18 protein-coding genes and 2 riboswitches are annotated in these 24,097 nt (G+C 67.2%); of the genes, 3 read left to right on the forward strand and 15 right to left on the reverse strand.

Features of this window, described 5'->3' with window-relative positions; translation table 11 throughout:
* The first annotated feature begins 114 nt into the window (after window positions 1–114).
* Window positions 115–891, forward strand: a complete 777-nt coding sequence (efeU, locus tag E3O19_RS10140) for an iron uptake transporter permease EfeU (protein WP_134567255.1) — start codon at window positions 115–117, stop codon at window positions 889–891.
* A 64-nt stretch (window positions 892–955) separates the two neighbouring features.
* Here the strand turns inward: efeU and E3O19_RS10145 are convergent, their stop codons facing one another.
* The 12 genes from E3O19_RS10145 to E3O19_RS10200 form a co-directional block, all read right to left on the reverse strand.
* Window positions 956–1,417 (reverse strand): hypothetical protein, encoded by a 462-nt coding sequence (locus E3O19_RS10145; protein ID WP_134567257.1) that lies wholly within the window; start codon window positions 1,415–1,417, stop codon window positions 956–958.
* 122 nt (window positions 1,418–1,539) lie between these two features.
* A complete protein-coding gene (gene typA, locus E3O19_RS10150; protein WP_134510611.1) occupies window positions 1,540–3,450 on the reverse strand; it encodes a translational GTPase TypA in 1,911 nt (636 codons plus the stop codon).
* A 203-nt stretch (window positions 3,451–3,653) separates the two neighbouring features.
* Window positions 3,654–5,348 (reverse strand): ABC transporter family substrate-binding protein, encoded by a 1,695-nt coding sequence (locus E3O19_RS10155; RefSeq protein WP_194087917.1) that lies wholly within the window; start codon window positions 5,346–5,348, stop codon window positions 3,654–3,656.
* 67 nt (window positions 5,349–5,415) lie between these two features.
* Window positions 5,416–7,656 (reverse strand): ABC transporter ATP-binding protein, encoded by a 2,241-nt coding sequence (locus E3O19_RS10160; RefSeq protein ID WP_166804533.1) that lies wholly within the window; start codon window positions 7,654–7,656, stop codon window positions 5,416–5,418.
* On the reverse strand, window positions 7,649–8,599 hold the full coding sequence (locus E3O19_RS10165; protein WP_134567261.1) for an ABC transporter permease: 951 nt from the start codon (window positions 8,597–8,599) through the stop codon (window positions 7,649–7,651). The genes E3O19_RS10160 and E3O19_RS10165 overlap by 8 nt, the downstream gene beginning before the upstream one ends.
* Window position 8,600: 1 nt before the next feature.
* Window positions 8,601–9,584: an ABC transporter permease gene (locus E3O19_RS10170; protein WP_134567263.1), complete on the reverse strand. Its 984-nt coding sequence runs from the start codon at window positions 9,582–9,584 to the stop codon at window positions 8,601–8,603.
* Window positions 9,585–9,859: 275 nt separating this feature from the next.
* Window positions 9,860–10,435: a PH domain-containing protein gene (locus E3O19_RS10175; RefSeq protein ID WP_134567265.1), complete on the reverse strand. Its 576-nt coding sequence runs from the start codon at window positions 10,433–10,435 to the stop codon at window positions 9,860–9,862.
* A gap of 62 nt (window positions 10,436–10,497) precedes the next feature.
* Window positions 10,498–12,243 (reverse strand): dipeptide ABC transporter ATP-binding protein, encoded by a 1,746-nt coding sequence (locus E3O19_RS10180; RefSeq protein WP_134567267.1) that lies wholly within the window; start codon window positions 12,241–12,243, stop codon window positions 10,498–10,500.
* Window positions 12,240–13,226, reverse strand: a complete 987-nt coding sequence (locus E3O19_RS10185; RefSeq protein ID WP_134567269.1) for an ABC transporter permease — start codon at window positions 13,224–13,226, stop codon at window positions 12,240–12,242. The genes E3O19_RS10180 and E3O19_RS10185 overlap by 4 nt, the downstream gene beginning before the upstream one ends.
* Window positions 13,216–14,145 (reverse strand): ABC transporter permease, encoded by a 930-nt coding sequence (locus E3O19_RS10190; protein ID WP_134567271.1) that lies wholly within the window; start codon window positions 14,143–14,145, stop codon window positions 13,216–13,218. Before E3O19_RS10190 ends, E3O19_RS10185 begins: the two co-directional genes overlap by 11 nt.
* Before the next feature lie 199 nt (window positions 14,146–14,344).
* Window positions 14,345–15,958: a peptide ABC transporter substrate-binding protein gene (locus E3O19_RS10195; protein WP_134567273.1), complete on the reverse strand. Its 1,614-nt coding sequence runs from the start codon at window positions 15,956–15,958 to the stop codon at window positions 14,345–14,347.
* A gap of 96 nt (window positions 15,959–16,054) precedes the next feature.
* Complete coding sequence (locus E3O19_RS10200) at window positions 16,055–17,671, reverse strand: peptide ABC transporter substrate-binding protein (RefSeq protein WP_134567275.1); 1,617 nt, start codon at window positions 17,669–17,671, stop codon at window positions 16,055–16,057.
* Between the two features lie 225 nt (window positions 17,672–17,896).
* Between E3O19_RS10200 and E3O19_RS10205 the strand changes: the two genes are divergently transcribed.
* Together E3O19_RS10205 and E3O19_RS10210 are read left to right on the forward strand one after the other, a co-directional pair.
* Entirely contained in the window at window positions 17,897–18,289 is a 393-nt protein-coding gene (locus E3O19_RS10205; RefSeq protein ID WP_134567277.1) for a thiol-disulfide oxidoreductase DCC family protein, read from the forward strand.
* A complete protein-coding gene (locus E3O19_RS10210) occupies window positions 18,265–19,059 on the forward strand; it encodes a CPBP family intramembrane glutamic endopeptidase (protein WP_134567278.1) in 795 nt (264 codons plus the stop codon). Before E3O19_RS10205 ends, E3O19_RS10210 begins: the two co-directional genes overlap by 25 nt.
* Before the next feature lie 174 nt (window positions 19,060–19,233).
* Here E3O19_RS10210 and gcvP read toward each other — a convergent pair whose 3' ends face one another.
* The 3 genes from gcvP to gcvT are packed head-to-tail and all read right to left on the reverse strand — an operon-like array spanning window position 19,234 to window position 23,760.
* The gene (gcvP, locus tag E3O19_RS10215; protein ID WP_134567280.1) at window positions 19,234–22,131 is read right to left on the reverse strand and encodes an aminomethyl-transferring glycine dehydrogenase; all 2,898 of its coding nucleotides are present in this window, start codon (window positions 22,129–22,131) and stop codon (window positions 19,234–19,236) included.
* A gap of 28 nt (window positions 22,132–22,159) precedes the next feature.
* Window positions 22,160–22,531, reverse strand: a complete 372-nt coding sequence (gene gcvH, locus E3O19_RS10220; RefSeq protein ID WP_134567282.1) for a glycine cleavage system protein GcvH — start codon at window positions 22,529–22,531, stop codon at window positions 22,160–22,162.
* Window positions 22,532–22,554: 23 nt separating this feature from the next.
* Window positions 22,555–23,760: a glycine cleavage system aminomethyltransferase GcvT gene (gene gcvT, locus E3O19_RS10225; protein ID WP_174776918.1), complete on the reverse strand. Its 1,206-nt coding sequence runs from the start codon at window positions 23,758–23,760 to the stop codon at window positions 22,555–22,557.
* Window positions 23,761–23,829: 69 nt separating this feature from the next.
* Window positions 23,830–23,931: riboswitch (glycine riboswitch) on the reverse strand.
* Window position 23,932: 1 nt separating this feature from the next.
* A riboswitch (glycine riboswitch) is annotated at window positions 23,933–24,030 on the reverse strand.
* Window positions 24,031–24,097 lie beyond the last annotated feature (67 nt).

Consider the following 24,097-nt stretch of genomic DNA (forward strand, 5'->3'; position numbering starts at 1 on the left):
CCCATTGAAGAACAGTAGCTGGACAGGGCGGTCCCGGTGAAGTCAGAGTAACCCTAGTTAGGTAAGCCTTACCATTTCTCGCTCGCTACTCCTCGACCCCGACCAGGAAGTCCCGTGCTCGCAAACTACCTGATCGGCCTGCGCGAAGGCCTCGAAGCCGCACTCATCGTGACCATCCTCGTGGCCTACGTCGTCAAGATCGACCGGCGTGATGTGCTGCGCCGGATCTGGCTCGGTGTCGGCCTCGCGGTGCTCCTGGCCCTGGTGATCGGCGCTGCCCTCACCTTCGGAACCTATGGGCTCTCGTTCGCCGCGCAGGAGACCATCGGCGGCGTGCTGTCGATTGCCGCAACCGGCCTGGTCACCTGGATGGTCTTCTGGATGCTGCGCACGGCCCGCGACCTGTCCGGCCACCTCCGCGGCAGCATCGACCGTTCCCTGCTCGGCACCGGCCTGGGCCTGGTCGTGGTCGTGGTCGTGGTCGTCGCCGTCGGCCGGGAGGGCATCGAAACCGCCCTGTTCCTCTGGGCGGCCGTGCAGGCCACCGGGGCGACCACCCTGCCCCTGATCGGCGCCGCCCTCGGCATCCTGACCACGATCGGCCTGGGCTGGCTGGTCTACACCGGCATGCTGAGGATCAACCTGGCGAAGTTCTTCACCTGGACCGGCGGCATCCTGATCGTCGTGGCCGCCGGGGTGCTCTCCAACGGTGTGCACGACCTGCAGGAGGCCGGGGTTCTGCCCGGGCAGACCAGCCTCGCCTTCGACGTCAGCGCGGCGATCCCGCCGGACAGCTGGTACGGCACCCTGCTGAAGGGCACCCTCAACTTCTCCCCGACACCCCCCTCCCCTGCCGCGAGAGTGCACTTTTCGCCCCTTCACGACCGGTGAGGGGGAGAAAAGTGCACTCTCGCGAGACCCTGACGGGCTCGCGGGGGCGGGGGTGGGGGGTGGGTTAGGCGACCGGGGTGACCGTGTAGAGCAGGCCGTCGGTGTTGCCGACGACGACGACGGCGAAGTTCACGTTCTTCATTGCCACCACGCCGGCGGTGCCGACGGATGCCGACGGCGACTCGTCGAGCACAAACCCAGCATCCGTCAACGTCGTCTTCACCTCGGCCAGCGGATCGGCGGCGGCGGACTTGACCGTGACCACCCAGGTTCGCTTTCCGTTCTCGGTCTTCGTGGCACCGAAGAGCAGTTTCCCGTCGACAACCGGCACCTCGGCCGGCCAGCCGGACGGCAGCTGCCCGGCAAGGCTCACGTCCCCGCCTGTCGCCCCCTGCACCGCGCCGTTGACGGCGCCGCCGACGGCGTCGGCCGAGCATCCGGCCAGCAGTGGGCCGGTGAGCAGGGCGGCGGCCACCGCCGCGGCAATCCGGAGACGGGAGGTGATCGGTTTCAGTGCAGTGCTCATGCTGCGATGGTACGTCAGTTACCCCCGGGCCGCCCTACCCGGCCACGGCGCAAGACGCCGGTGGCGCCGCCCCGGACGAATCCAGGGCGACGCCACCGGCGGCGACACGCAGAAGGCGAAGGTTAGTTGGCGTCCTGCTTCTTCAGGCGCGAGGTCTGGCGCTGGCGGGCGGATGCCGCGAGCTCGACCTTGCGGATGCGCACCATGGCCGGGGTGACCTCGACGCACTCGTCTTCGCGGGCGAATTCGAGGCATTCCTCAAGCGTCATCTGCTTGGACGGGGTCATCGACTCGAAGGTGTCGGAGGTGGACTGACGCATATTGGTCAGTTTCTTCTCCTTGGTGATGTTGACGTCCATGTCGTCGGCGCGCGAGTTCTCGCCGATGACCATTCCTTCGTAGACCTCTTCGGTCGGGTTGACGAAGAACGACATCCGCTCCTGCAGGGCGATGATCGCGAACGGGGTGACCACGCCGGAACGGTCGGCGACGATCGAACCGTTGTTACGGGTGACGATGTTGCCGGCCCAGGCCTCGTAACCATGGAAGATCGCGTTGGCGATACCGGTGCCGCGGGTGTCGGTGAGGAACTGGGTACGGAAGCCGATCAGTCCTCGGGACGGAACGATGAATTCCATCCGGACCCAGCCAGTGCCGTGGTTCGCCATGTTCTCCATGCGGCCCTTGCGAGCGGCCAGCAGCTGGGTGATCGCGCCGAGGTATTCCTCGGGCGAGTCGATGGTGAGGTGCTCGTACGGCTCGTGGATCTTGCCGTCGACGCGGCGCACGACAACCTGCGGCTTGCCGACGGTGAGCTCGAAGCCCTCACGACGCATCTGCTCGACCAGGATGGCGAGCGCAAGTTCACCACGGCCCTGGACCTCCCAGGCGTCGGGGCGTCCGATGTCGACCACCTTGAGCGAGACGTTACCGATGAGCTCGCGGTCCAGGCGGTCCTTGACCATGCGGGCCGTGAGCTTGTGGCCCTTGACCTTGCCCATGATGGGCGAGGTGTTGGTGCCGATCGTCATCGAGATGGCGGGCTCGTCGACCGTGATGGTCGGCAACGCGCGGGGGTCGTCGGGGTCGGCGAGGGTTTCACCGATGGTGATGTCTTCGAAACCGGCGACGGCGACGATGTCGCCGGGGCCGGCGCTCTCGGTCGGGTAGCGGTCGAGCGCCTTGGTGATCAGCAACTCGGTGACGCGCACGTTGTGCACGGAACCGTCGTACTTGATCCAGGCCACGGTCTGGCCCTTGCGGATGGTGCCGTGGAAGATGCGGAGCAGGGCGAGGCGGCCGAGGAACGGCGAGGCGTCCAGGTTGGTCACGTGCGCCTGCAGCGGGTGCTCGTCGTCGTAGACCGGGGCCGGGATGTGTTCGAGGATCGCTTCGAAGAGCGGCTCGAGGTCGTCGTTGTCGGGCAGCTGGCCGTTCTCGGGCTGGTTGCGGCTCGCGGCGCCGTTACGGCCGGACGCGTAGACGACGGGAACGTCGAGGATCGCGTCGAGGTCGAGGTCGGGGTAGTCGTCGGCCATGTCGCTGGCCAGGCCGATCAGGAGATCCTGGCTTTCCTCGACGACCTCGACGATACGAGCGTCCGGGCGGTCGGTCTTGTTGACCAGCAGGATGACCGGCAGGTGGGCCTCAAGTGCCTTGCGGAGCACGAAGCGGGTCTGCGGCAGCGGGCCCTCACTGGCGTCGACGAGCAGCACGACACCGTCGACCATGGACAGGCCGCGCTCGACCTCGCCACCGAAGTCGGCGTGGCCGGGGGTGTCGATCACGTTGATCGTGATCGGACCGTCGGTGGCGTGGATGCCCTTGTACGAGACCGCCGTGTTCTTGGCAAGGATCGTGATGCCCTTTTCGCGCTCGAGCTCGTTGGAGTCCATGGCACGCTCTTCCACATGAGAGTGGTCGGCGAACGAGTTGGTCTGCTGGAGCATCGCGTCTACCAGCGTGGTCTTGCCGTGGTCGACGTGGGCGACGATTGCGACATTTCGGAGGTTATTGCGCGTGGCAATCGCCATGAAGTAAATCCTTACGAAGAATGATGTCGCAGAGTACCGCGTGCGACGAAGAATGGATGTGTGTGGGCAAAGTCCGACCCAACGGACAATCCTACCGCACTCTCCCTGCCCGGCACCTGAAAGCGCCGGTTCCGGCCGTCAACGCACGAGCGGGGCGGAAACCGAAGTCCCCGCCCCGCCGTCATGCTTTGGTGCTTCGGTGCCTACTTCTTCCAGCCGACGACGGTCCAGTCGACGGACTGGAACTGGGCCGCCCCGTAGTTGACGAGCCCCTTCTTCACCGCGTACACATTGGGCAGCGGTGCGAGCGGGATGATCGGAACGTAGGCGGCGAGCACCTTGTCGATCTTGTCGGCGATCACCAGGCGCTTGTCGGCGTCGAGTTCCTTGTTCGCCTCCTTGTAGAGCGCGGCCAGCTTCTTGTCGGTGATCCCGGTGAAGTTGGACTCGCTCTTCACTGGCGAGAACAGCGCCTCGCTCGAGGAGATCGGGAAGGCGGTGCCCTGCCAGGAGAAGCTGGTCATCTCGAAGTCGCCCGGGATGATGTAGTCGGAGAAGTACTTCGCCGACGGGACCTCGTTGAGCTCGACGGTGACGCCGACCTCCTTGAGGTCCGCCTGCACCTGCACGGCGCGCTGCTTGTTTGTGGGCGTCTCGGCCGGAACGGTGATCGAGAGCTTGAGCGCCTTGCCGTCCTTCTCCCGCAACCCGTTGCTGCCGGCCTTGTAGCCTGCCTCATCGAGGAGTTTCTTGGCGGTCTCGACGTTGAAGCCGATCGCGTCGCCCACGTTGTCGACGTAGCCCTTCTGACCCGGCATGAAGATGTAGGAACCCTGGGTGGTGGCGTCGACGCCGACCGGGGTGTTGGCCGACTCCGAGATCAGCTGGCGGTTGATCGCGTGGCCGATGGCGCGCCGCAGCTTGACGTCGGCGAGCGGCCCCTTCGCGCCGTTCATGGTCACGTGCGTCCAGGTGAGGCCACCGGATGCCTGGATCTTGGCATCCGCCCGTTTCTTCGCCGTCTGGTACGCGTCGGCGTTCGAGGAGATGGAGAGCACATCCGTCTCGGAGTTGCCGAATGCGGTTCCCTGCGACGCGCCGCTGACGACCTTGACGATGACCGTCTCGAGCTTGGGGGTCTCACCCCACCACTTCGGGTTGCGGGTCAGGGTGACGACCTGGCCGGTGGTGTCGATGTTGGAGATGGTGAACGGGCCGGAGGAGGGCAGCGCCTTCGACACATAACCCGTGTTGAAGACCCCGGGGTCGGAGGCCACGGCGGCGGGCAGCACACCCTGGCTGCCGACGAAGATCGACGCCCAGTCGGCGTTGACCTCGCTGAAGGTGACCTTCATGTCGAAGTCGCTGCCGGCGGACTCGATCGACTTGATCTGGTCGAAGATGGCCGTCGACGCGGGCGAGTAGGCCTCGTTGGTGCCGTTCATCGCCTTCCAGGTGGCTTCGTAGTCCCTGTAGGTGATCGGGGTGCCGTCTTCCCAGACTGCCTTGGGGTTGAGCTTGATCTCGACGACCTGCGGGTCGGTGCTTGTGACCTCGACACTGGTGGCGTAGTTCGGGTCGACGGCGGTGGTGCCGTCCTCCTTGATCCGGATCGGGCCTCCCGTGGTGAGGGCCACGGTGTTGACCGTGTCGACCTCGTTGCCGTCGACCTCGTAGGTGTTCCAGTTGGAGGGCATCGCGTTGATAGCGAGGTTGAGGGTTCCACCGTCCTGCACATCGGCGGCCGCGGCGCTCTCCCAGGCTGTGGAAGGGAGGGCCTTGCTGCTCGATTTTGCGGGGCTGTCCTGGGCTGTGTTTCCGGGAGCGCATGCCGTGAGGAACAGGGCAGACGCACTCAGAACGGCCACTGTTGCGAAAACAGTAGTTTTCCGTCTCATTGTGATTCTCCTTCTCTTGGTGGGTACTTTTCCTGGTGCGGAAGATGAGTCTGGTGGGGCCGAGGGCTCACGGAGCGAGCTCGTCCTCGCGACCGGCGAGGGAGGCCGAGATGGCCAGGTCGTTCCGCTCCACGTGATGGCAGGCGGTCTCCACCTGACCGTGCGCCCGGAGCACCGGGTCCACGGTTGCGCAGAGCGCCTGGTCCGAGTCGGCGAGCAGGGTGTAGAGCGGGCAGCGGCTGCGGAAGTTGCAGCCGTCGATCTGCTCGGTTGGGCTCGGCAGGTCGCCCTCGAGCAGTACCCGCTTGCGACTGCGCTCGATCACCGGGTCGGGGATGGGCGCCGCGGAGATCAGGGCCTGGGTGTACGGATGCCGCGGGCGGGCGAAGACCTCGGCCACCGGCCCGTACTCGACGATTCTGCCGAGGTACATGACGGCGACCGTGTCGGCGATCTGGCGCACGATCGCGAGGTCGTGCGCCACGAACAGGTAGGAGAGGTTGAGTTTCTCCTTGAGGTCCTCGAGCAGGTTGATCACCCCGGCCTGGATCGACACATCCAGGGCCGAGACGGGTTCGTCGAGCACGACGAGCCTCGGATTGGTGGCCAGGGCGCGGGCGATCCCGATCCGCTGTCGTTGGCCGCCGGAGAACTCGTGCGGGTAACGGTCGGCCATCTGCGGGTCAAGTCCGACCAGGTCCAGCAGCTCGGCGACGCGGCCGCGCCGCGCATCCGGCTTCACCCCGTGCACGGTCAGCGGCTCGCCGATGATGTCGCCGATCGGCAACCGCGGGTCGAGGGCCGCCATCGGGTCCTGGAAGACGATCTGCACGTCTTTGCGCAGCCGGAGCAACTCCGCCCGGCCGAGGCCGGCCACGTCCTTGCCGTCGATCAGGATCCGGCCGGCCTGGGGCCTGGTCATTTCCAGGATCTCGAGGATGGTCGTGGACTTGCCGCAGCCGGATTCGCCGACCAGCCCGAGCGTCTGCCCGGCCTGGATCGAGAAGGAGACCCCGTCGACGGCGCGGACCGTGCCGATCTGGCGGGAGAACACCCCGCCCTTGGTGAGCGGGAAGTGACGCACGAGGCCGGTGACGCTGAGCACGGGCTCGGCCGCGGCGAGGGCCTCGCTGTGCCGCACGGCGAGCGGGGCCGGCCGGGGGAAGACGTCGGCGCGGGTGAGCAGTCCGCTCGCGATCTCGTCCGAGCGGTGGCAGGCGGCCACGTGTTCGACCTCGAGCAGGTCTGCCAGCGTCGGACCGGCGAGCGCCGGGTCCACCCGGGCCGGGCCGGGCAACTGCAGCGCCAGCTCGTTCGGGACGGCCACCCCGTGGACGAGCAGCCCCGGTTCGGTCTCCCGGCAGACATCGATCGCGATCGGGCAGCGGGCGGCGAAGGGGCAGCCGCGGGGCAGCGCGGTCAGCGACGGCGGCCGGCCCTCGAGCGGCACCAGCCGTTCGGTCCCGGCGCTCTGCATATTCGGGACCGAACGGAGCAGGCCGATCGTGTACGGCATGTGCGGCTCCGCGAAGACCTCGGTGGTGGTGCCGTTCTCCACCAGCTTGCCCGCGTACATCACGGCGATCCGGTCGGCGTGACCGGCGACGACGCCGAGGTCGTGGGTGATCAGAACCACGGCCGCACCGGTCAGGTCCTTGGCCTTTTCGAGCACCTCGAGGATCTGCGCCTGGATCGTCACGTCGAGCGCGGTCGTCGGCTCGTCGGCGATGATCAGTTGCGGATCGTTGGCGATCGCCATGGCGATCATGGCGCGCTGTCGCATCCCGCCGGAGAACTCGTGCGGGAAGGCCTTCGCCCGGCGTTCCGGCGCGGGGATGCCGACGACCTTGAGCAGTTCGACCGCCCTGGCCTGCGCCGCCCGTTTGCCCAGCGCGAAGTCGTGCAGCAGCAGTGCCTCCGCGATCTGGTCGCCGACCGTATAGACCGGGGTGAGGGCAGAGAGCGGGTCCTGGAAAATCATCGAGATCTCCCGGCCGCGGATGCCGGAGAGCTGACGGTCGTTCAGGTCGAGCAGCGAGCGGCCGCCGAAACGGATGCTGCCGGTGACCCGGGCGGAGCTCGGCAGCAGGCCCATCAGCGCCAGCGACGACACCGACTTGCCGGAGCCGGACTCGCCGACGATGCCGAGGAACTCGCCCTTGTGCACCCGGTAGCTGATGCCGCGCACCGCGTTCACGTCGGGTCCGCCGCGCTGGGGGAAGGTGACCGACAGGTCGGTGACCTCCAGCAGCGGGTCCCCGGCGCGGGTCGGCGCGGACGGGTCCGGGACGCTCACAAGATTAGTCACGGTTGACTCCCGAGGTCGGGTCGACGGCGTCGCGCAGGGCGTCTCCGATGAGGCTGACGGCGAAGAGGGTGAGGATGAGCACCCCGGCCGGGAACACGAACAGCCACGGCCGGGTGACGGCGGCACTGGTGCCCTCGGCCAGCAGGGTGCCGAGGGAGACATCCGGTGCGCGGATGCCGAAGCCGAAGTAGCTGAGGCCGGTCTCGGCGAGGATCGAGGCCACCACCCCGAGGGTCGCGTCGATGATCAGCAGGGACGCGACGTTGGGGATGATGTGCCGGCCGAGGATGGTGGGTATCGGCACCCCCATGTAGCGGGCGGCCTTGACAAAGTCGCGGTCGCGCAATGACCTGGTCTGGGACCTGACCACCTGGGCCATGATCATCCAGCTGAACCCGGCGATGAAAATGGTCAGGAACACCCAGGACAGCCCCCTGAACAGCGGGCTGAGGATGACGAGCAGGATGAACGACGGCAGCACGAGCAGCAGGTTGATGCACCAGACCAGCACCCGGTCGACGACGCCGCCCATGTAGCCGGCAACCGAGCCGACGACGGCCGCGATCAGCGTGCCGAGCGGGCCGGCGATCAGCCCGATGACGATCGACTTCTGCAGCCCGACCAGGGTCTGCGCGTACAGGTCCTGGCCGATGTTGTTGGTGCCGAACCAGTGCAGCTGGGTCGGCCCGAGGCCCATGTTCAGCGGGTCCCGGCCGGTCGCGTTGTAGGGGTAGAGCAGCGGGCCCAGGATCGCCCAGAGCAGGATGGCCGCGATGGCGATCGCCCCCACCCAGAACCGTGACGCCCCGCTGAGGCGGCGCCAGATCAGGCGGCCGCGGGAGAGCGGTGTGCGCCCGCTGATGACATCCGGCACGGCGGGGCCGGGCGCCGGAGTGACGACGGGGGTGCCACCGGCCGTGTTCGTTTCTTCCAGCAGGGACATGTCAGTTCCTCACCCTCGGGTCGAGTGCGGCGTAGAGGACCTCGGACAGGGTCGAGGAGAACAGCACGAGCACCGCCAGGAAGAGGGTCGACCCGGCCACCGCGTTGATGTCGCTTTGGGTGATCGCGTTGAGGGTGAACTCGCCCATCCCGTGGAAGGAGAACACGATCTCCAGCATGATCGACCCGGAGACGAGGGTGCCGAAGCTGTAGGCGAAGAAGGTGGACATCGGGATCAGGGCGACCCGCACGCCGTGGCGCACGAGAGCTTGGTTCCGGGAGCGCCCCTTGGCCCTCGCAGTGCGGATGTAGTCGGCCGAGAGCACGTCGAGCATCACGCTGCGCTGGTAACGCGAGTAGCCGGCCGCGCCGATCAGCACGAGTGCAAGAGTCGGGAGCAGGAGGTGCACCGCACGATCGGCGGTGAGATCCCACCACGAGCCGCTGAGCCCGGCCGAATACTCCCCGGTGAAGTTGATCAGCTGCATCCCCGCCGCTCCGTTCAGAGCGGTCGCGCCGATCATCAGGAGCACGCCGATCACGAAGGTGGGGGTGGCGAAGATGAGGTAGGAACCGTAGGTGACGACCTGGTCGCTGAACTTGTACTGGCGCACGGCACCCCAGACGCCCAGGGTCACGCCGACGACGGCGCCGATCACGGAACCGATCAGGAGCAGCCGCAGGCTCACTCCGGACCGGGAGACGATCTGGTCGACGACCGAGGTCCCGCCGACGGTGTTGCCGAGGGAGCCATGCACGACGAGGTTGACGATCCAGTTCCACAGCCGTTCGAGCACCGGCACGTCGGGGTTCACGCCCAGGCCGTTGAGGATGTTCGTGATCGTCTGCCTCGACGGCTGCGGGTTACGCCCGTAGTACTTGGAAGCCGGGTCGAGCGCGAGACTGGCCACGACGTAGGCCAGGCAGGTCGCGATCGCGGAGAGAATGAAGTAGTTGACGAAACGTCTGAAGATGTAGAAGGCCATGCCGGCTGCCTACGAGGCCACTGGTCCCGACCGAGGGCACGGATGCCGCGCAATGCACCGGAAGGCAATCCTCAAACGGGTTGAAACCACGATTTTCTCCTTCGATCTTCTTCGTGGGAAGAACACAGGCGCAGGGCCGACGCAACGTTGCGTACACGAGAGCCTATGCCCCAGCGACGGAACTGCGTCCCGACACCCAGTATGCCGCAGGATTCTCGGAAAATTAATAATTTCTCGCATTTTCTGCAGAAAAATCGCGGGCAGGCCGCCACCGGTCAGAGAATACGCGATCCGGCCGTCGCGAGTTGGGCCGCCACGACCAGCGCGAGGGCGATGCCGACCCCGATCGGCACGGTGTCCCAACGCCGGCGAACGACGCCCGGGGGTCCGGCCGGCCGTCCGGCCGTCCGGCGGGAGTCGACGAGGGCCTGCACCGGCGAGCCGTGCAACCGGCCATCCGGCGCCAGGGAGCGGGCGGCGGTTCGGCCCGGTCGTGCCGAACGCGCCGTGACCGGCGCACCCCAGCAGCGCAGCCGCGCGCCGGAAACCAGGGTCACGACGACCTGGAATCGGGTGGTCACCTCGTCGACCTGGTCCCAGGGCGCCACGGTCGTGCGGAGGATGTTCACCACGGTGAGGCCGTCCTCGCCCACCCGCAGGCAGGGCCGAAGGAACACCAGCCACGCCGCCCAGAGCGCGAGGGCGGCCGCTGGCAGGGCAGCAGTGAGGACATCAAAGCGCAGCCGCACGGCGGCGTCGCCGAGCAGCACGGCGCAGGCTGCCACGACCGCGGCGAAGACCAGGCCGGACGAGTTCGCTCGGAAGGTGACGACGGAAGAGCCTGTCGTCATCCGTCCGCCCCCGACCGTCAGCCGGAGGCCGGAGCGACCGGCCTCCCGCAGCGCATGTTGTCTTAGACCCCGAGCTTCAGGTTCGCACCGGGGATGGCGTTGAGCAGTTCCCTGGTGTAGTCCTGCTGCGGGTTGTCGAAGACCTTGTCGACGGTCGAGGACTCCACGATCTTGCCGCGCTGCATGACGCAGACATGGTCGGCGATGACGCGGACGACCGCGAGGTCGTGCGTGATGAACAGGTAGGTCAGCCCGAGTTCGGCCTGCAGGTCGGCGAGCAACCGCAGGATCTGGGCCTGCACCAGCACGTCGAGGGCCGACACGGCCTCGTCCAGGATGACGATCTCCGGCTTGAGCGCGAGTGCCCTGGCGATCGCGACGCGCTGGCGCTGACCGCCGGACAGCTCGTTCGGGTACCGGGTTGCAAGAGCGGAGGGCAGCGCAACCTGGTCCAGCAGTTCGTCCACCCTGGCCCGGCGTGACGCCCGGTCACCGACCCGGTGCACCTGCAGCGGTTCCGCGATTGTGTTGCCGATGTTGCGCAGCGGGTCGAGGGAGCCATACGGGTCCTGGAAGACCGGCTGCATCGTGCGCCGCAGGTCCAGGAGGGCGCGACCACGGAGCGTGGCGGTGTCCCTTCCACCGATCGTGATCGTGCCCTCGGACGCATCCTCGAGACGGAGCAGGAGCTTCGCCACGGTGGACTTGCCCGATCCGGACTCGCCCACGAGCGCCATGGTGGTGCCGCGCTCGACCGTGAAGGAGACATCGTCGACCGCCTTGAAGTCGCGCGCGTCCCGCTTCGCACCGCGAATCCGGTAGACCTTGGTCAGGCCGTCGACCTTGATCGCGGGTCCACCGGCGACCGGGGTTGCTGCCTGCTTGCCGGCGCGGGCTGCGGCGGCCTCGACCAGGTCGAGCCCCTCGGCCGCGCGCGGGGCGCTGTAGCCGAGGTCGGTCAGGTTCTTTTGTGAGGACTGGATCCGACGGGAGGCGAGGCTCGGCGCCGCGGCCACAAGGCGCTGCGTGTACGGGTGCATCGGATTCTCGAGGATCTCCCGCGACGGCCCTGACTCGACGACCTTGCCCTTGTACATCACGACGAGCTGCTCAGCGCGTTCGGCGGCGAGGCCCAGGTCGTGGGTGATGAAGAGCACGGCGGTGCCGATTTCCCGGGTCAGCGTGGCAAGGTGGTCGAGGATGACCCGCTGCACCGTGACGTCGAGGGCGGAGGTCGGCTCGTCGGCGATCAGCAGCTTGGGCCGGGAGGAGAGACCCATCCCGATCAGGACGCGCTGGCGCATGCCGCCGGAGAACTGGTGCGGGAACTGGCGCAGCCGCTTGTCGGCATCCGCCAGCCCGGCCTCCTTGAGCACCCGGATGGCGTGCTGTTTAACCTCCTTGCCGGTGGCGATGCCGTTGGCCCGGATGGCCTCTTCGACCTGGAAGCCGATGCTCCAGACCGGGTTCAGGTTGGCCATCGGGTCCTGGGGCACGAACCCGATCATGCGCCCGCGCACCTCTTCGAGCTGCTTCTCGTTGAGCTGGGTGAGGTCGCGGCCTTCAAAGAGCACCTCGCCGCCGGTGATCCGGCCGGAACCGGGGAGGAGGTTGATGATCGCGTGCGCGGTCGTGGACTTGCCTGAACCGCTCTCACCGACGATGGCGAGGGTCTGGCCCGGCATCAGGGTGATGTCGATGCCGTTGACGGCGGGGACGAGACCGTTCTGGGTCTGGAAGCCGACCTGGAGGTTCTTGATCTCGAGGAGCGGCTTCACCGCTGCGGACGTGGAGAGTGGCACGCTCATCGAAGCGCCCTCGCCTTCGGGTCGAGTGCGTCGCGAACGACCTCGCCGAGCGAGATGAAAGCGAACACGGTAACGGAGAGAGCGATGGACGGGAGGATCAGGGTCTGCGGGGCGCTGCGCAGGTCGTTCTGAGCCTGGTTGATGTCGTTGCCCCAGCTCATGATGTTGCTGCCCAGGCCGACGCCCAGGAATGACAGGCTGGCCTCGGCGACGATGGCGCCGGCCAGGGAGATGGTCGTGATCACGATCACGGGGGCGATCGAGTTCGGCAGCACATGCTTGAGCAGGATCTTGAACCGGGACAGGCCCAGGGCGGTCGACGCCATGACGAAGTCCGCGTTCTTCACCCTGAGGATCTCGGACCGCAGCACCCTGGCCGTCGACGGCCAGGCGAAGACACCGATCGCGAGCGAGATGCTCCAGACGCTCCGGTACTGAGACAATACCGACATGATGACGACCGCGGCGAGGATGTACGGGATAGAGAAGAAGATGTCGCCCAGGCGGGACAGCACGGCGTCCACCCAGCCGCCGTAGAAACCGGCGAAGGCACCGAACAGGATGCCGAGGGTCGTCGTCAGCACGATCACGATGAATCCGACCGACAGCGACGTCGACGTCCCGTGCACGATCCGCGAGTAGATGTCGCAACCCTGCTTGGTGAAGCCGAGCGGGTGGCCGTCGGCGGGCCCGCCGTTGCTGTTGCCGAGGATGCAGTTGTTGTTCGGCGGCGTCTGGGTGAAGATCCCGGGGAACAGCGCCACGAGGGCGACGAGGAGGATCAGTGCCGCGGAGATCCAGAACATCGGCCGACGGCGCACATCCTGCCAGGCGTCGATCCAAAGGTTGCTGCGCTTCTCGGCGACCTTGACGGCGTCGACGCCGACCAGCGGCGTCTCGTCCAGAGGAGCCACATAGTGGGTGCCGGAGCGTCCGCCGACGGTTGTGACATCGGTCGGCGGGCCAGTGAAATTACTTGACATAGCGAATCCTTGGGTCGAGCAGACCGTAGAACAGGTCCACCAGGATGTTGACGACGAGGTAGATCAGGACCATCACGGTGACGAAGGACACCACGGTGGGTCCCTCGCCACGGATGATGGCCTGGTACAGGGTGTTGCCGACGCCGGGGACGTTGAAGATGCCCTCCGTGATCGTGGCGCCGACGAGGAGTACGCCGAAGTCCGTTGCGAGGTAGGTGACCACCGGGATCAGCGAGTTGCGCAGAATGTGCACGGGGATGACCCTGCGGCTGCTGAGCCCCTTGCTGTACGCGGTGCGCACGAAGTCGAGTCCGGAGGTTTCGATCACCGATGCGCGGGTGAGCCGCACGATCTGGGCGAAGCTGACGCTCGCGAGCACCAGGGCCGGCAGGATCAGGTCCTGCAGGGGGGCGCCGCTGCCCACCGTGGTGCGCGCCCAGCCAAGCCAGACGCCGAAGACGTACTGGCCGACGAACGCGATCACAAAGATCGGCAGGGAGATCAGGACCAGGCTCACGGCGAGCGAGCTGGCGTCGAACAGCTTGCCCTTGCGGAGACCGGAGATGAGGCCGACGAGGATGCCGAAGAACGTCTCGAACAGCAGGGCCAGGATGGCGAGCCGGGCGGTGACCGGGAACGTGCGGGCAAGGATCGCCGTGACGGGTTCACCGGAGAAGGAGAGGCCGAAGTCCCCGCGGAAGATCCCGCCGAGGTAGATCAGGTACTGCACGATGAACGGCTGGTCCAGGTGGTACTGGGCCCGCAGCTGGGCCACAACCGCCGGATTTGGGGTCTTGTCGCCGAAGAGGGCGACGATCGGGTCACCCGGCATGGCAAAGACCATGAAGTAGATCAGGAACGTCGTGCCCATGAACACGGGGATCGCCTGGAGGATTCGTCTGAAGATGTATCCGGTCACGAGGCGCCTATGCCTTGCGGATCAATGTGATTGGTCATACGGGATGAGGAACCTAACTGTGATCGAGCGACCTGAGTTTCTACAGATTACCTGTAAGGCGACGCGCGCCGAGCCGAGCCCGGGTGCATCGTCTATTCGTGTCGGTCATGGCGCGGGGGCAATGACCTCGGTCATCGCCCCCGCGCGCGTTTAGATCAGACTAGCCCTTGGTGATCTCGTTGAAGAGCGGAACCGAGTCCCAACCGAAAACGACGCCGTGCACATCGAGCCCGACACCGCCCGTGACATTGGCATACCAGAGCGGGATGGCGGGCAGGTCCTGGAGCAGGATCTCCTGGGCCTTCTGGAAATCGCCGTTCGCCGCGGTCAGGTCGCTCTCGGCCGATCCCTTGGCCAACAGGGCGTCGAATTCTGGGTTCGAGTACTCCCCGTCGTTGGATCCGGCCTTGGTCGCGTAGGACGGCTGCAGGAAATTGTAGAGGCTCGGGTAGTCGGCCTGCCAGCCCGACCGGAACGCGGTCTGGATGCTGCGGTCGGCGATCGCGGTGCGGGCCTGGGCGAACGTCGGTGTCGGGGCGCCGGAGGCGTCGATCCCGAGCGTGTTCTTGATGCTGTTAGACGCGGCGTCGACCCAGCCCTGGTGGCCGCCGTCGGCGTTGTAGGCGATCTGGAAGGTACCGGTCCACGGCGAGATCGCGTCGGCCTGTGCCCAGAGCTTCTTCGCGGCCTTCGCGTTGAACTCCAGCACATCCGCGCCCTTGAGGGTGTCGGACCAGCCGTCGACCACGGGCGACGTGAAGTCGGAGGCCGGGGTGCGGGTTCCGGAGAAGATGACCTTGGTGATCTCCTCACGGTTGATCGCCATCGACAGTGCCCGGCGGCGCAGGGTGCCCTCCTCGCCGGAGAAGTGCGGTAGCCGTTCCGGGATCGTCACGGCCTGGAAGATCGCGGCGGGCTGGTTGACGACCCGGTCGCCCAGGTCGCTCTGGTAGGTGCCATAGGCGCTGTCCGGGATGGAGTCGAGCACATCGAGGTTGTTGGCGAGCAGGTCGGAGTACGCCGCGCCCTCATTGGCGTAGAACCTGATCGACAAACCGCCGTTCTTCGGCTTCCGTCCGCCGTCGTAGGCGGGATTGACGACAAGGTCGATCTTCTCGTTGTGCTTCCAGGCTTTGGCCCCGTCGAGCATGTACGGACCGTTGCCGATCGGGCTCTCCCCGAACGAGGCCATGTCGGCGAACGCGGACGCCGGGAGCGGGTAGAACGCGGCGTAGCCCAGGCGCTCTGGGAAATCGGCCAGGGGTGCGGTCAGGGCGACCGTGAAGGTGGTGTCATCGACGACCGTGAGCCCCGTCAGCGGGCTGTCCTTCTCCACGCTGTAGCCGGCGATGTCCGAGAAGAAGGAGCTCCCCAGCTGGGCGTTGCTGAGCAGCGCCCCGTACTGCCAGGCGTCGACGAAGCTGCTCGACGTGAGCGACTGGCCGTCGCTGAAGGTGAGGCCCGGCTTGATCTTAATGGTGTAGGTCGTGTTGTCGTCGGTCGTGATCGCGTCGGCGACGTCGTTCACGGTCGCTCCCTTGGCGTCGTAGTAGACCAGCCCGGCGAAGATCGAGTTGACGATCTTCCCGCCGCCGGTCTCGGTCGTGGTTGTCGGGATCAACGGATTCTGCGGTTCGGACCCGTTCGTCGAGATGATCGCGCCCGGGTTCGGCGTCGACGCCGGTGCGGCACCCCCACCGGCGCAGCCGGAGAGCGTGAGCGCCCCGATGGCAGCCAGCGTAACGGCGGTGATGCCTAATTTGGTGATGTTCACTTTTTCCTCCTGTGCCGGGCAACGCACGCTGCGCGCCGGGCATGAAGAAAGGGCGATGACAGTGCGTCATCGCCCTTTCCTCGTGCTCAGTTCAGACTAGCCCTTGGTGATCTCGTTGTAGATCGGCACCGAGTTCCAGCCGAATTTCACGTTCTGCACGCTCGTGCCGAAGCCACCGGTCACGTTGGAGTACCAGAGCGGGATCGCCGGGAGGTCCTGGAGCAGGAGCTCCTGTGCGGCCTGGAAGTCCTTGTTCGCGGCTGCCAGGTCACCCTCGGAGGAGCCCTTCTTCAGCAGCGCGTCGAACTTGGGGTTCGCGTAGTCACCGTCGTTCGAGCCGGCCTTGGTCGCGTAGATCGGGCCGAGGAAGTTGAACAGGCCCGGGTAGTCTGCCTGCCATCCGGTGCGGAACGCGGTCTGGATGGTGCGGTTCGTGATCAGCGTGCGGGCTTCCTTGAACGTCGGGTACGGCGCGCCGGACGCGTCGATGCCGAGGGTGTTCTTGATGCTGTTCATCGATGCGTCCACCCAGCCCTGGTGTCCGCCGTCCGCGTTGTACGCGATCTGGAAGGCGCCCGTCCACGGGGAGATCTTGTCGGCTTCGGCCCACAGCTTCTTCGCCTTCTTGGCGTCGAACTTGAGGACATCCGCGCCCTTGAGCTTGTCGGACCAGCCATCGATAACGGGTGAGGTGAAGTCGGAGGCCGGGGTGCGCGTTCCGGAGAAGATGATCTTCGTGATCTCGTCACGGTTGATCGCCATCGAGAGGGCCGCACGACGCAGCTTGCCCTCTTCGCCGTCGAAGTGTGGCAGGCGGGCTGGGATCGTGAAGGACTGGAAGATCGCGGCGGGCTGGTTCACTGCCCGGTCGCCGAGATCCTTCTTGTAGGTGCCGTATGCGCTGTCCGGGAGGGCGTCGAGAACGTCGAGGTTGTTCGCGAGCAGGTCGGAGTATGCGGCGCCCTGGTTGGCGTAGAAGACGACAGTGAGGCCGCCGTTCTTCGGCTTCCGTCCGCCGTCGTAGGCCGGGTTGACGACGAGGTCGATCTTCTCGTTGTGCTTCCAGGCCTTGCCGCCGGCCAGCATGTACGGGCCGTTTCCGATCGGGTTCTCACCGAAGGCGGCCATGTCCTTGAACGCGGCGGCCGGCAACGGGCTGAATGCCGAGTAGCCGAGGCGCAGCGGGAAGTCGGACAGCGCAGACTTCAAGGTGACCGTGAAGGTGGTGTCGTCGACGACCTTGAGGCCGGTGAGGGGGCTGTCCGCGTCGTAGCTGAAGCCCTCGATGTCCTCGAAGAAGTAGCTCGAGAGCTGGGCGTTGCTGAGCAGCGCGCCGTACTGCCAGGCGTCGACGAAGCTCGACGACGTGACGGGCTCGTCGTTGGTGAACTTCAGGCCGGGCTTGATCTTGATCGTGTATTTCTTGTTGTCGTCCGACTTGATCGAGTCGGCGACGTCGTTGACCGGTGCGCCCTTCTCGTCGTAGTAGACGAGAGCCGCGAAGATCGCGTCGATGATCTTGCCGCCACCCACCTCGTTGGTGTTGGTCGGGATCAACGGGTTCTGCGGCTCGGAGCCGTTCGTCGTGATGATCGCTTTTGCGTTGCTCGAGGCCGTCGGAGTGGCAGCTCCGCCGCCGGCGCAGCCGGACAGCGTGAGGGCCCCCACCGCGGCCAGGGCGATGGCTGCGATACCCAGTCTGTTGATCTTCAATTTTCCTCCTGTGCAATTTGAGCGCGCGGCTGATTGTGGCCAGGCTGACGCGCCAGATAAATTCGACCTTAGGTACCCGTCACGCGCTCCACCTAACAAAACGCAATAACGTTACCGAGGCGAAACACAACGCGCACGATTGTTTCGTCAACCGGCGCTTTCGCGGCGGATTCTGCGCGTGCGCGGGGAATCCGCGACAACTCCGTGCGATGGGATGATTGGTCCATGGACAGTCACTCCCCCGCACGGCCTCCGCTGCTCATCTTCGATGGCGACTGCGCGTTCTGCACCACCTCGGTGGGCTGGCTGCGACGCATCCTCCCGGCCATGCCAGCCGCGGCGCCGTACCAGTGGACAGACCTGGCCGCCTTCGCGCTGACCACCGCGGATGCCCGGTCACAGGTCTGGCTCGTCGACGGCAGTCGGCAGTTCGGCGGAGCCGCGGCGGTCGCCGCGCTGCTTCGGCACCAGCCCTCACCCGGCTGGCGGATGCTCGGCTGGCTCGGCACGGTTCCGCCGTGGTCCTGGGCGGCCTCGGCCGGCTACCGGCTGGTGGCCCGGTTCCGCCACCGGCTGCCCGGCGGCACGCCCGCGTGCCGGATGAGGCCCGCCGAGTGAACCTCGGCCGCCTGGGCCGCATTGGACGGTATTGGGAAGTAGCCATCGTCCTCGGGCTCTCACTCGGGGCATCCGCCGTCTATTCGATCGTGGCGATCATCGCCCGGCTGACCGACACGACCCCGCTGTCCAAGCAGTCGGCCACCATCAACGGGTCGCAGTCGCCGCGGGAATGGCTCGACTTCACCTACCAGTTCCTCGGACTGTTCTTCGAGCTGTTCGGCGTCGCCCTCGTGCTCTTCCTGCTCTGGCAGCCCGGGCGCAGCGCCTTCCGTCGGCTCGGCTTCGACCTCACCGAGAAACGGCGGGACCTGCTTCGCGGTGTCGGCCTCGTGCTCGCCATCGGCATCCCCGGCCTGGCACTGTACCTGGCCGGACGAATGCTGGGGATCACCGTCGCGGTCGTGCCGAGGCCGATCGACGCATTCTGGTGGACGATTCCCATCCTGGTCTTCTCGGCCCTGCGCGCCGCGCTCACCGAGGAGGTCATCGTCGTGGGCTACCTCTTCACCCGGCTACGGGAGCTCGGCTGGTCAACCTGGACGATCATCGGGTCGACGGCGCTGCTCCGCGGTAGCTACCACCTCTACCAGGGCATCGGCCCGTTCGTCGGCAACGCGGTGATGGGCGTCGTGTTCGGCTGGTGCTACACCCGCTGGGGGCGCACGCTGCCGCTGGTGATCGCGCACGCGATCCTCGACATCCTCTCGTTCGTCGGCTACCCGCTCGCCCTGGCCTGGTGGCCGACCCTCCTCGCGCCCGCCGCCTGATCCCCCCTTCCCCTCTCCCTTCCCCCTCTCCTTTCCCCCTCTCCCTTCCCCCTCTCCCTTCCCCCTCTCCCCGCCATGGTTCTCCGCGAGAGTGCAATTTTGGCCCCTTCCGCGGTGATGAAGGGGCCAAAACTGCACTCTCGCGGTCCGAGAAACGCTCGCGGGGGGATGCCGCTAGTCGGCGAAGGCCTCCGGCGGCGGGCAGGCGCAGACGAGGTTGCGGTCGCCGTAGGCGTTGTCGATCCGGCGCACCGGCGGCCAGTACTTGCCACGGATCAGGCTGCGCACCGGGTAGACGGCTCTCTCCCGGTCGTAGGGGTGGGTCCAGTCCCCCTCGATCACGGACTGCGCGGTGTGCGGTGCGTTGTGCAACGGGTTGTCGTCGGCCGGCCAACTCCCGGTGGCAACGGCATCCGCTTCGGCCTTGATCGCGATCATGGCTTCGACGAACCGGTCGATCTCGCCGAGGTCCTCGCTCTCGGTCGGTTCGATCATCAACGTGCCGGAGACCGGGAAGCTCATGGTCGGCGCGTGGAAGCCGTAGTCGACGAGTCGCTTGGCCACGTCGTCGACGCTGACCCCGGTCGCCTCGGTGAGCGGCCGAAGGTCGAGGATGCACTCGTGTGCGACCAGGCCGTTGTCGCCGGCGTAGAGCACCGGGTAGTGCGCCTCGAGCCGCTTGGCGACGTAGTTGGCGGCCAGCACCGCGGCGCCGGTGGCCTCGCGGAGGCCGTCGGCGCCCATCATCCGCACGTAGGCCCACGAGATCGGCAGGATGCTCGGGCTCCCGTATGGCGCGGCCGAGACCGGGCCGCCGCGGTGCACCACGGTGTCGGTGAGCGCGCCGTGCAGATAGTGCTCGTCGCTCTGGGCCAGCGGGTGCCCGGGCAGGAACGGGGCCAGGTGTGCCTTCGCCCCGACCGGGCCGACACCGGGTCCGCCGCCGCCGTGCGGGATGCAGAAGGTCTTGTGCAGGTTGAGGTGGGAGACGTCGCCGCCGAAGTCGCCGTAGCGGGCGAAGCCGAGCAGGGCGTTGAGGTTGGCACCGTCGACGTAGACCTGCCCGCCGGCGTCGTGCACGGCCCGGCAGATGGTGCCGACCTCGTGCTCGTAGACGCCGTGGGTGGACGGGTAGGTGATCATCAGCGCGGCGAGGCTCTCGGCGTGCTCGGCGATCTTCGCCCGGAGGTCGACGAGGTCGACGTTGCCGAGGTCGTCACAGGCGACGACGACGACCCGCATCCCGGCGAGCACCGCGGAGGCGGCGTTCGTGCCGTGGGCGCTGGACGGAATCAGGCAGACCGTGCGGTCCGCATCGCCGTTGGCGTGGTGGTATCCGCGGATCGCGAGCAGGCCGGCGAGTTCCCCCTGGCTGCCCGCGTTGGGCTGCAGCGACACGGTGTCGTAACCGGTGACGTCGGTCAGCCAGGTTTCGAGCTGGCGGATGAGTTCGAGGTAGCCCCGGACGTCATCGCGTGGCGCGAACGGGTGCAGCCCGCCGAATTCGGGCCAGCTGACCGCCTCCATCTCGGTGGCCGCGTTCAGCTTCATCGTGCAGGAGCCGAGCGGGATCATGCCCCGGTCGAGCGCGTAGTCGAAGTCGGCGAGGCGCTTGAGGTAGCGCATCATGCTCGTCTCGGAGCGGTGCGTGTTGAAGACGGGGTGGCCCAGGTAGGTGCTGGTGCGCGCGAGCTCCCCGGGCAACCCAGCCTCCGGGGCGCCGAAATCGACGTTGCCGAAGGCGTCCAGGCCGCCGAACGCGCCGAGCACCGCGGTGAGGTCGCGGATGGTGGTGGTCTCGTCGACCGCAATGCCGACCAGGTCGGCGTCGACCTGGTGCAGGTTGACGCCGGCACCGGCCGCGCGGGCGACGATCTCGGCGGCCCGCGACGGGACCGACACCCGGATGGTGTCGAAGAAGGTGTCGCCGACGAGGTCGACGCCGATGGCGCGCAGGGCGGCGACGAGCCGGCCCGCGGTCTCGTGTACCTCGGTCGCGATCTTCTTCAGGCCGTCCGGCCCGTGGTAGACCGCGTACATGCCCGCCATGACCGCGAGCAGCACCTGGGCAGTGCAGATGTTCGAGGTGGCCTTGTCCCGGCGGATGTGTTGCTCGCGCACCTGGAGTGACAGCCGGTACGCCGGGTGGCCGGCCGCGTCGACGCTGACGCCGACGAGACGGCCGGGGAGCTGGCGTTCGAGGCCCTTGCGCACCGCCATGTAGCCGGCGTGCGGTCCGCCGAAGCCCATCGGAACGCCGAACCGCTGGCTGGTGCCCACGGCGACGTCCGCGCCGAGCTCGCCGGGCGAGGAGAGGAGGGTGAGCGCGAGCAGGTCGGCGGCGACGACGGCGAGCGCGCCCTGCGACTGCGCGGCGGCGATCACGCCGGCGGGGTTCCAGACCCGGCCGGATGCGGCGGGGTACTGCACGAAGATGCCGAAGTGATCCCCGAGCTCGGCGGCCGTGGTGTCGGCCTGCAGGTCGATGACCGCGAGCTCGATGCCGAGCGCCGCGGCGCGACTGGACAGCAGCGCCTGGGTCTGCGGCAGGGCATCCGCGTCGACGATGAACCGGTGGGATGCGGACTTCGACGCCCGGCGGGTGAGGAGCATGCCTTCGACCACTGCGGTGGCCTCGTCGAGCATGGACGCGTTCGCCGTGGCCAGGCCGGTGAGATCGGCGACCATGGTCTGGAAGTTGATCAGGGCTTCGAGCCGGCCCTGCGAGATCTCCGGCTGGTAGGGCGTGTAGGCCGTGTACCAGCTCGGGTTCTCGAAGACGTTGCGCTTGATCACGGCGGGCGTGATCGTGTCGTAGTAGCCGAGGCCGATCATCGAGCGCTTCACCGTGTTCAGGGCGGCGAGGGCGCGCAGTTCCTCGATCGCCTCCCGCTCGGTCGCCGCGGGCGGCAGGGTGCTGTCGCCCGCGGTGCGGAACCGGTCGACGTGGATGGTCTCGGGGACCGCCGCGTTGACGAGGTCCCCGACCGAGTCGTAGCCGAGGGTGGCGAGCATGCGGGACTGCGCGTCGGCATCCGTGCCGATGTGACGCTGGGTGAAGGGCTGTGACATGTGCTGGGTGACCTGGCTTCGCTTGGGACTACTCGCCGACGAGGGCGGAGTATTCGGAGTAACTGAGGAGGGTGGGCAGCTCGGTGAATGTCACCTTGAGCAGCCAGCCGGCGCCGAACGGGTCGCTGTTGACCAGCTCGGGGCTGGCGACGACGGAGTCGTTGGTTTCGAGGACCGTGCCGTTGACCGGGGCGAAGAGCTCGCCGACCGACTTGGTCGACTCGATCTCGCCGACGACTGTGCCCGCTGCGACGCTGCTGCCGACCGCCGGGAGTTCCACGAAGACGACGTCGCCGAGCTTGTCTGCCGCGTAGGCGGTGATGCCGACGAGGGCGGTGTCGCCATCGACCAGCACCCACTCGTGTTCGGCGGTGTACAGGAGTTCAGTCTTGTCTGCCATGGGGTTTCCTCTCGGGGGGTGGACTATTTCTGACGCTTATAGAAGGGGAGCTGGGTGACCGTGGCCGGGATGCGGGTTCCCCGCACATCAACGAAGACCTCCGTGCCCTGGCGGGCGAGGGACGGCGCGACGTAGGCCATGGCAATCGGATGTCCCAGCGTCGGTGACAGGGCACCGCTCGTGATGACGCCCTCGGCGACGGGGGCATCACTGCTGCGGAAGACCAGGTAGTCGGCGCGGCCGGCGCGTTTGCCCGCGGCAGCGAGGCCGACCAGCACGCGCGCGTCGGCGCTCGGGCCCTCTTCGCTGGCCGAGCGGCCGATGAAATCGGTCTCCTTGGCCAGGTTGACGACGCGGCCGAGACCGGCCTGGGCCGGGTAGGTGGATAGGGAAAGCTCGTGGCCGTAGAGCGGCATCCCGGCCTCGAGGCGCAGCGTGTCGCGACTGGCGAGGCCGGCCGGCACGAGGTCGAAGGGCTCACCCGCGGCGCAGAGCGCGTCCCAGAGGGCGGCGGCGGCGGGCACGTCGATGTACAGTTCGAAGCCGTCTTCACCGGTGTAGCCGGTGCGGGCGATGAGCACGTCCCCGCCCCGGAATGTGCCGCCGAGGGCGCGGTAGTACTTCAGCTCGGACAGCTCGCCGTCGACGGTGAGACCGGCGGTGGCCTCGAGGATGGCACGGGAGGCCGGCCCCTGCACGGCGATCAGGGCGACGTCGTCGCTCTGGTCGGTGACTTCGACATCGAATCGGACGGCCCGGGCGGACAACGCCTGGACGGCCTGGACCCGGTTGCCGGCGTTGGCGACGACGAGGTAGTCCTTCTCATTGGTGCGATAGACGACGATGTCGTCGATGATGCCGCCGGCGGGGTTCAGGATGAGGCTGTATTTGGCCTGAAGCAGGTCGATCGTGGAGAGCTTGCCGGCGAGGGCGTAGTCGAGGAACGCCCCGGCATCCGGACCGGACACCGTGATTTCGGCCATGTGCGAGAGGTCGAAGATGCCTGCGCTGGTGCGCACGGCGTGGTGCTCGGCGAGGTCGCTCGAGTACCGCACGGGCATCTGCCAGCCGGCGAAGTCGGTGAAGCTGGCGCCGGCATCCACGTGCGCCTGGTGCAGCGGTGAGAACCGCTCGTCGGTAGCCGGAGCGGCGTTCGACGGAGCGGCGTTCGACGTGACGGCGTTCGGCAGGGAGTCCGAGGAGGGGTGGGCGGCGGTGTCCGGGGTCATGAGTTCTCCAGGTTGTCGTCGGCCGGGGCCGAGCGAGAATCTCCGGGGCGCGATCGAGCCCCTGGGAACTCCCCCTCTGTCGTCAGGCCTGAGAGCTTCGCGGCACCGGTCGTGGCTGCGGCTTTCACCATGGGCGAGCCGCGCTGGTGCCGCGACTACTTTTCAGAGTGGCCAGTTCGATGCGGTACGAGTACCTGAGAGATTGTCGGGGAGGATTGCTCCTTCGGTGTTCGCATGCCTGTCGGCATCGAACTCTCCCGCATCGACCGTGATGGCCCAATATTTGATTTTCGATATCAGCCTAGCGCGCCGCAACCTGCGGCCGGCACCGGAAGAG

Origin of the sequence: Cryobacterium algoritolerans (assembly GCF_004402785.1) — a bacterium.
Taxonomy (GTDB): Bacteria; Actinomycetota; Actinomycetes; order Actinomycetales; family Microbacteriaceae; genus Cryobacterium; species Cryobacterium algoritolerans.

Excerpts from the sequence above, each read along its gene's own strand:
- E3O19_RS10145 (WP_134567257.1), bottom strand. The coding sequence starts at position 1,417 with ATGAGCACTGCACTGAAACCGATCACCTCCCGTCTCCGGATTGCCGCG.
- typA (WP_134510611.1), bottom strand. The coding sequence starts at position 3,450 with ATGGCGATTGCCACGCGCAATAACCTCCGAAATGTCGCAATCGTCGCC.
- E3O19_RS10155 (WP_194087917.1), bottom strand. The coding sequence starts at position 5,348 with ATGAGACGGAAAACTACTGTTTTCGCAACAGTGGCCGTTCTGAGTGCG.
- E3O19_RS10165 (WP_134567261.1), bottom strand. The coding sequence starts at position 8,599 with ATGTCCCTGCTGGAAGAAACGAACACGGCCGGTGGCACCCCCGTCGTC.
- E3O19_RS10170 (WP_134567263.1), bottom strand. The coding sequence starts at position 9,584 with ATGGCCTTCTACATCTTCAGACGTTTCGTCAACTACTTCATTCTCTCC.
- E3O19_RS10175 (WP_134567265.1), bottom strand. The coding sequence starts at position 10,435 with ATGACGACAGGCTCTTCCGTCGTCACCTTCCGAGCGAACTCGTCCGGC.
- E3O19_RS10180 (WP_134567267.1), bottom strand. The coding sequence starts at position 12,243 with ATGAGCGTGCCACTCTCCACGTCCGCAGCGGTGAAGCCGCTCCTCGAG.
- E3O19_RS10185 (WP_134567269.1), bottom strand. The coding sequence starts at position 13,226 with ATGTCAAGTAATTTCACTGGCCCGCCGACCGATGTCACAACCGTCGGC.
- E3O19_RS10205 (WP_134567277.1), top strand. The coding sequence starts at position 17,897 with ATGGACAGTCACTCCCCCGCACGGCCTCCGCTGCTCATCTTCGATGGC.
- gcvP (WP_134567280.1), bottom strand. The coding sequence starts at position 22,131 with ATGTCACAGCCCTTCACCCAGCGTCACATCGGCACGGATGCCGACGCG.
- gcvH (WP_134567282.1), bottom strand. The coding sequence starts at position 22,531 with ATGGCAGACAAGACTGAACTCCTGTACACCGCCGAACACGAGTGGGTG.
- gcvT (WP_174776918.1), bottom strand. The coding sequence starts at position 23,760 with ATGACCCCGGACACCGCCGCCCACCCCTCCTCGGACTCCCTGCCGAAC.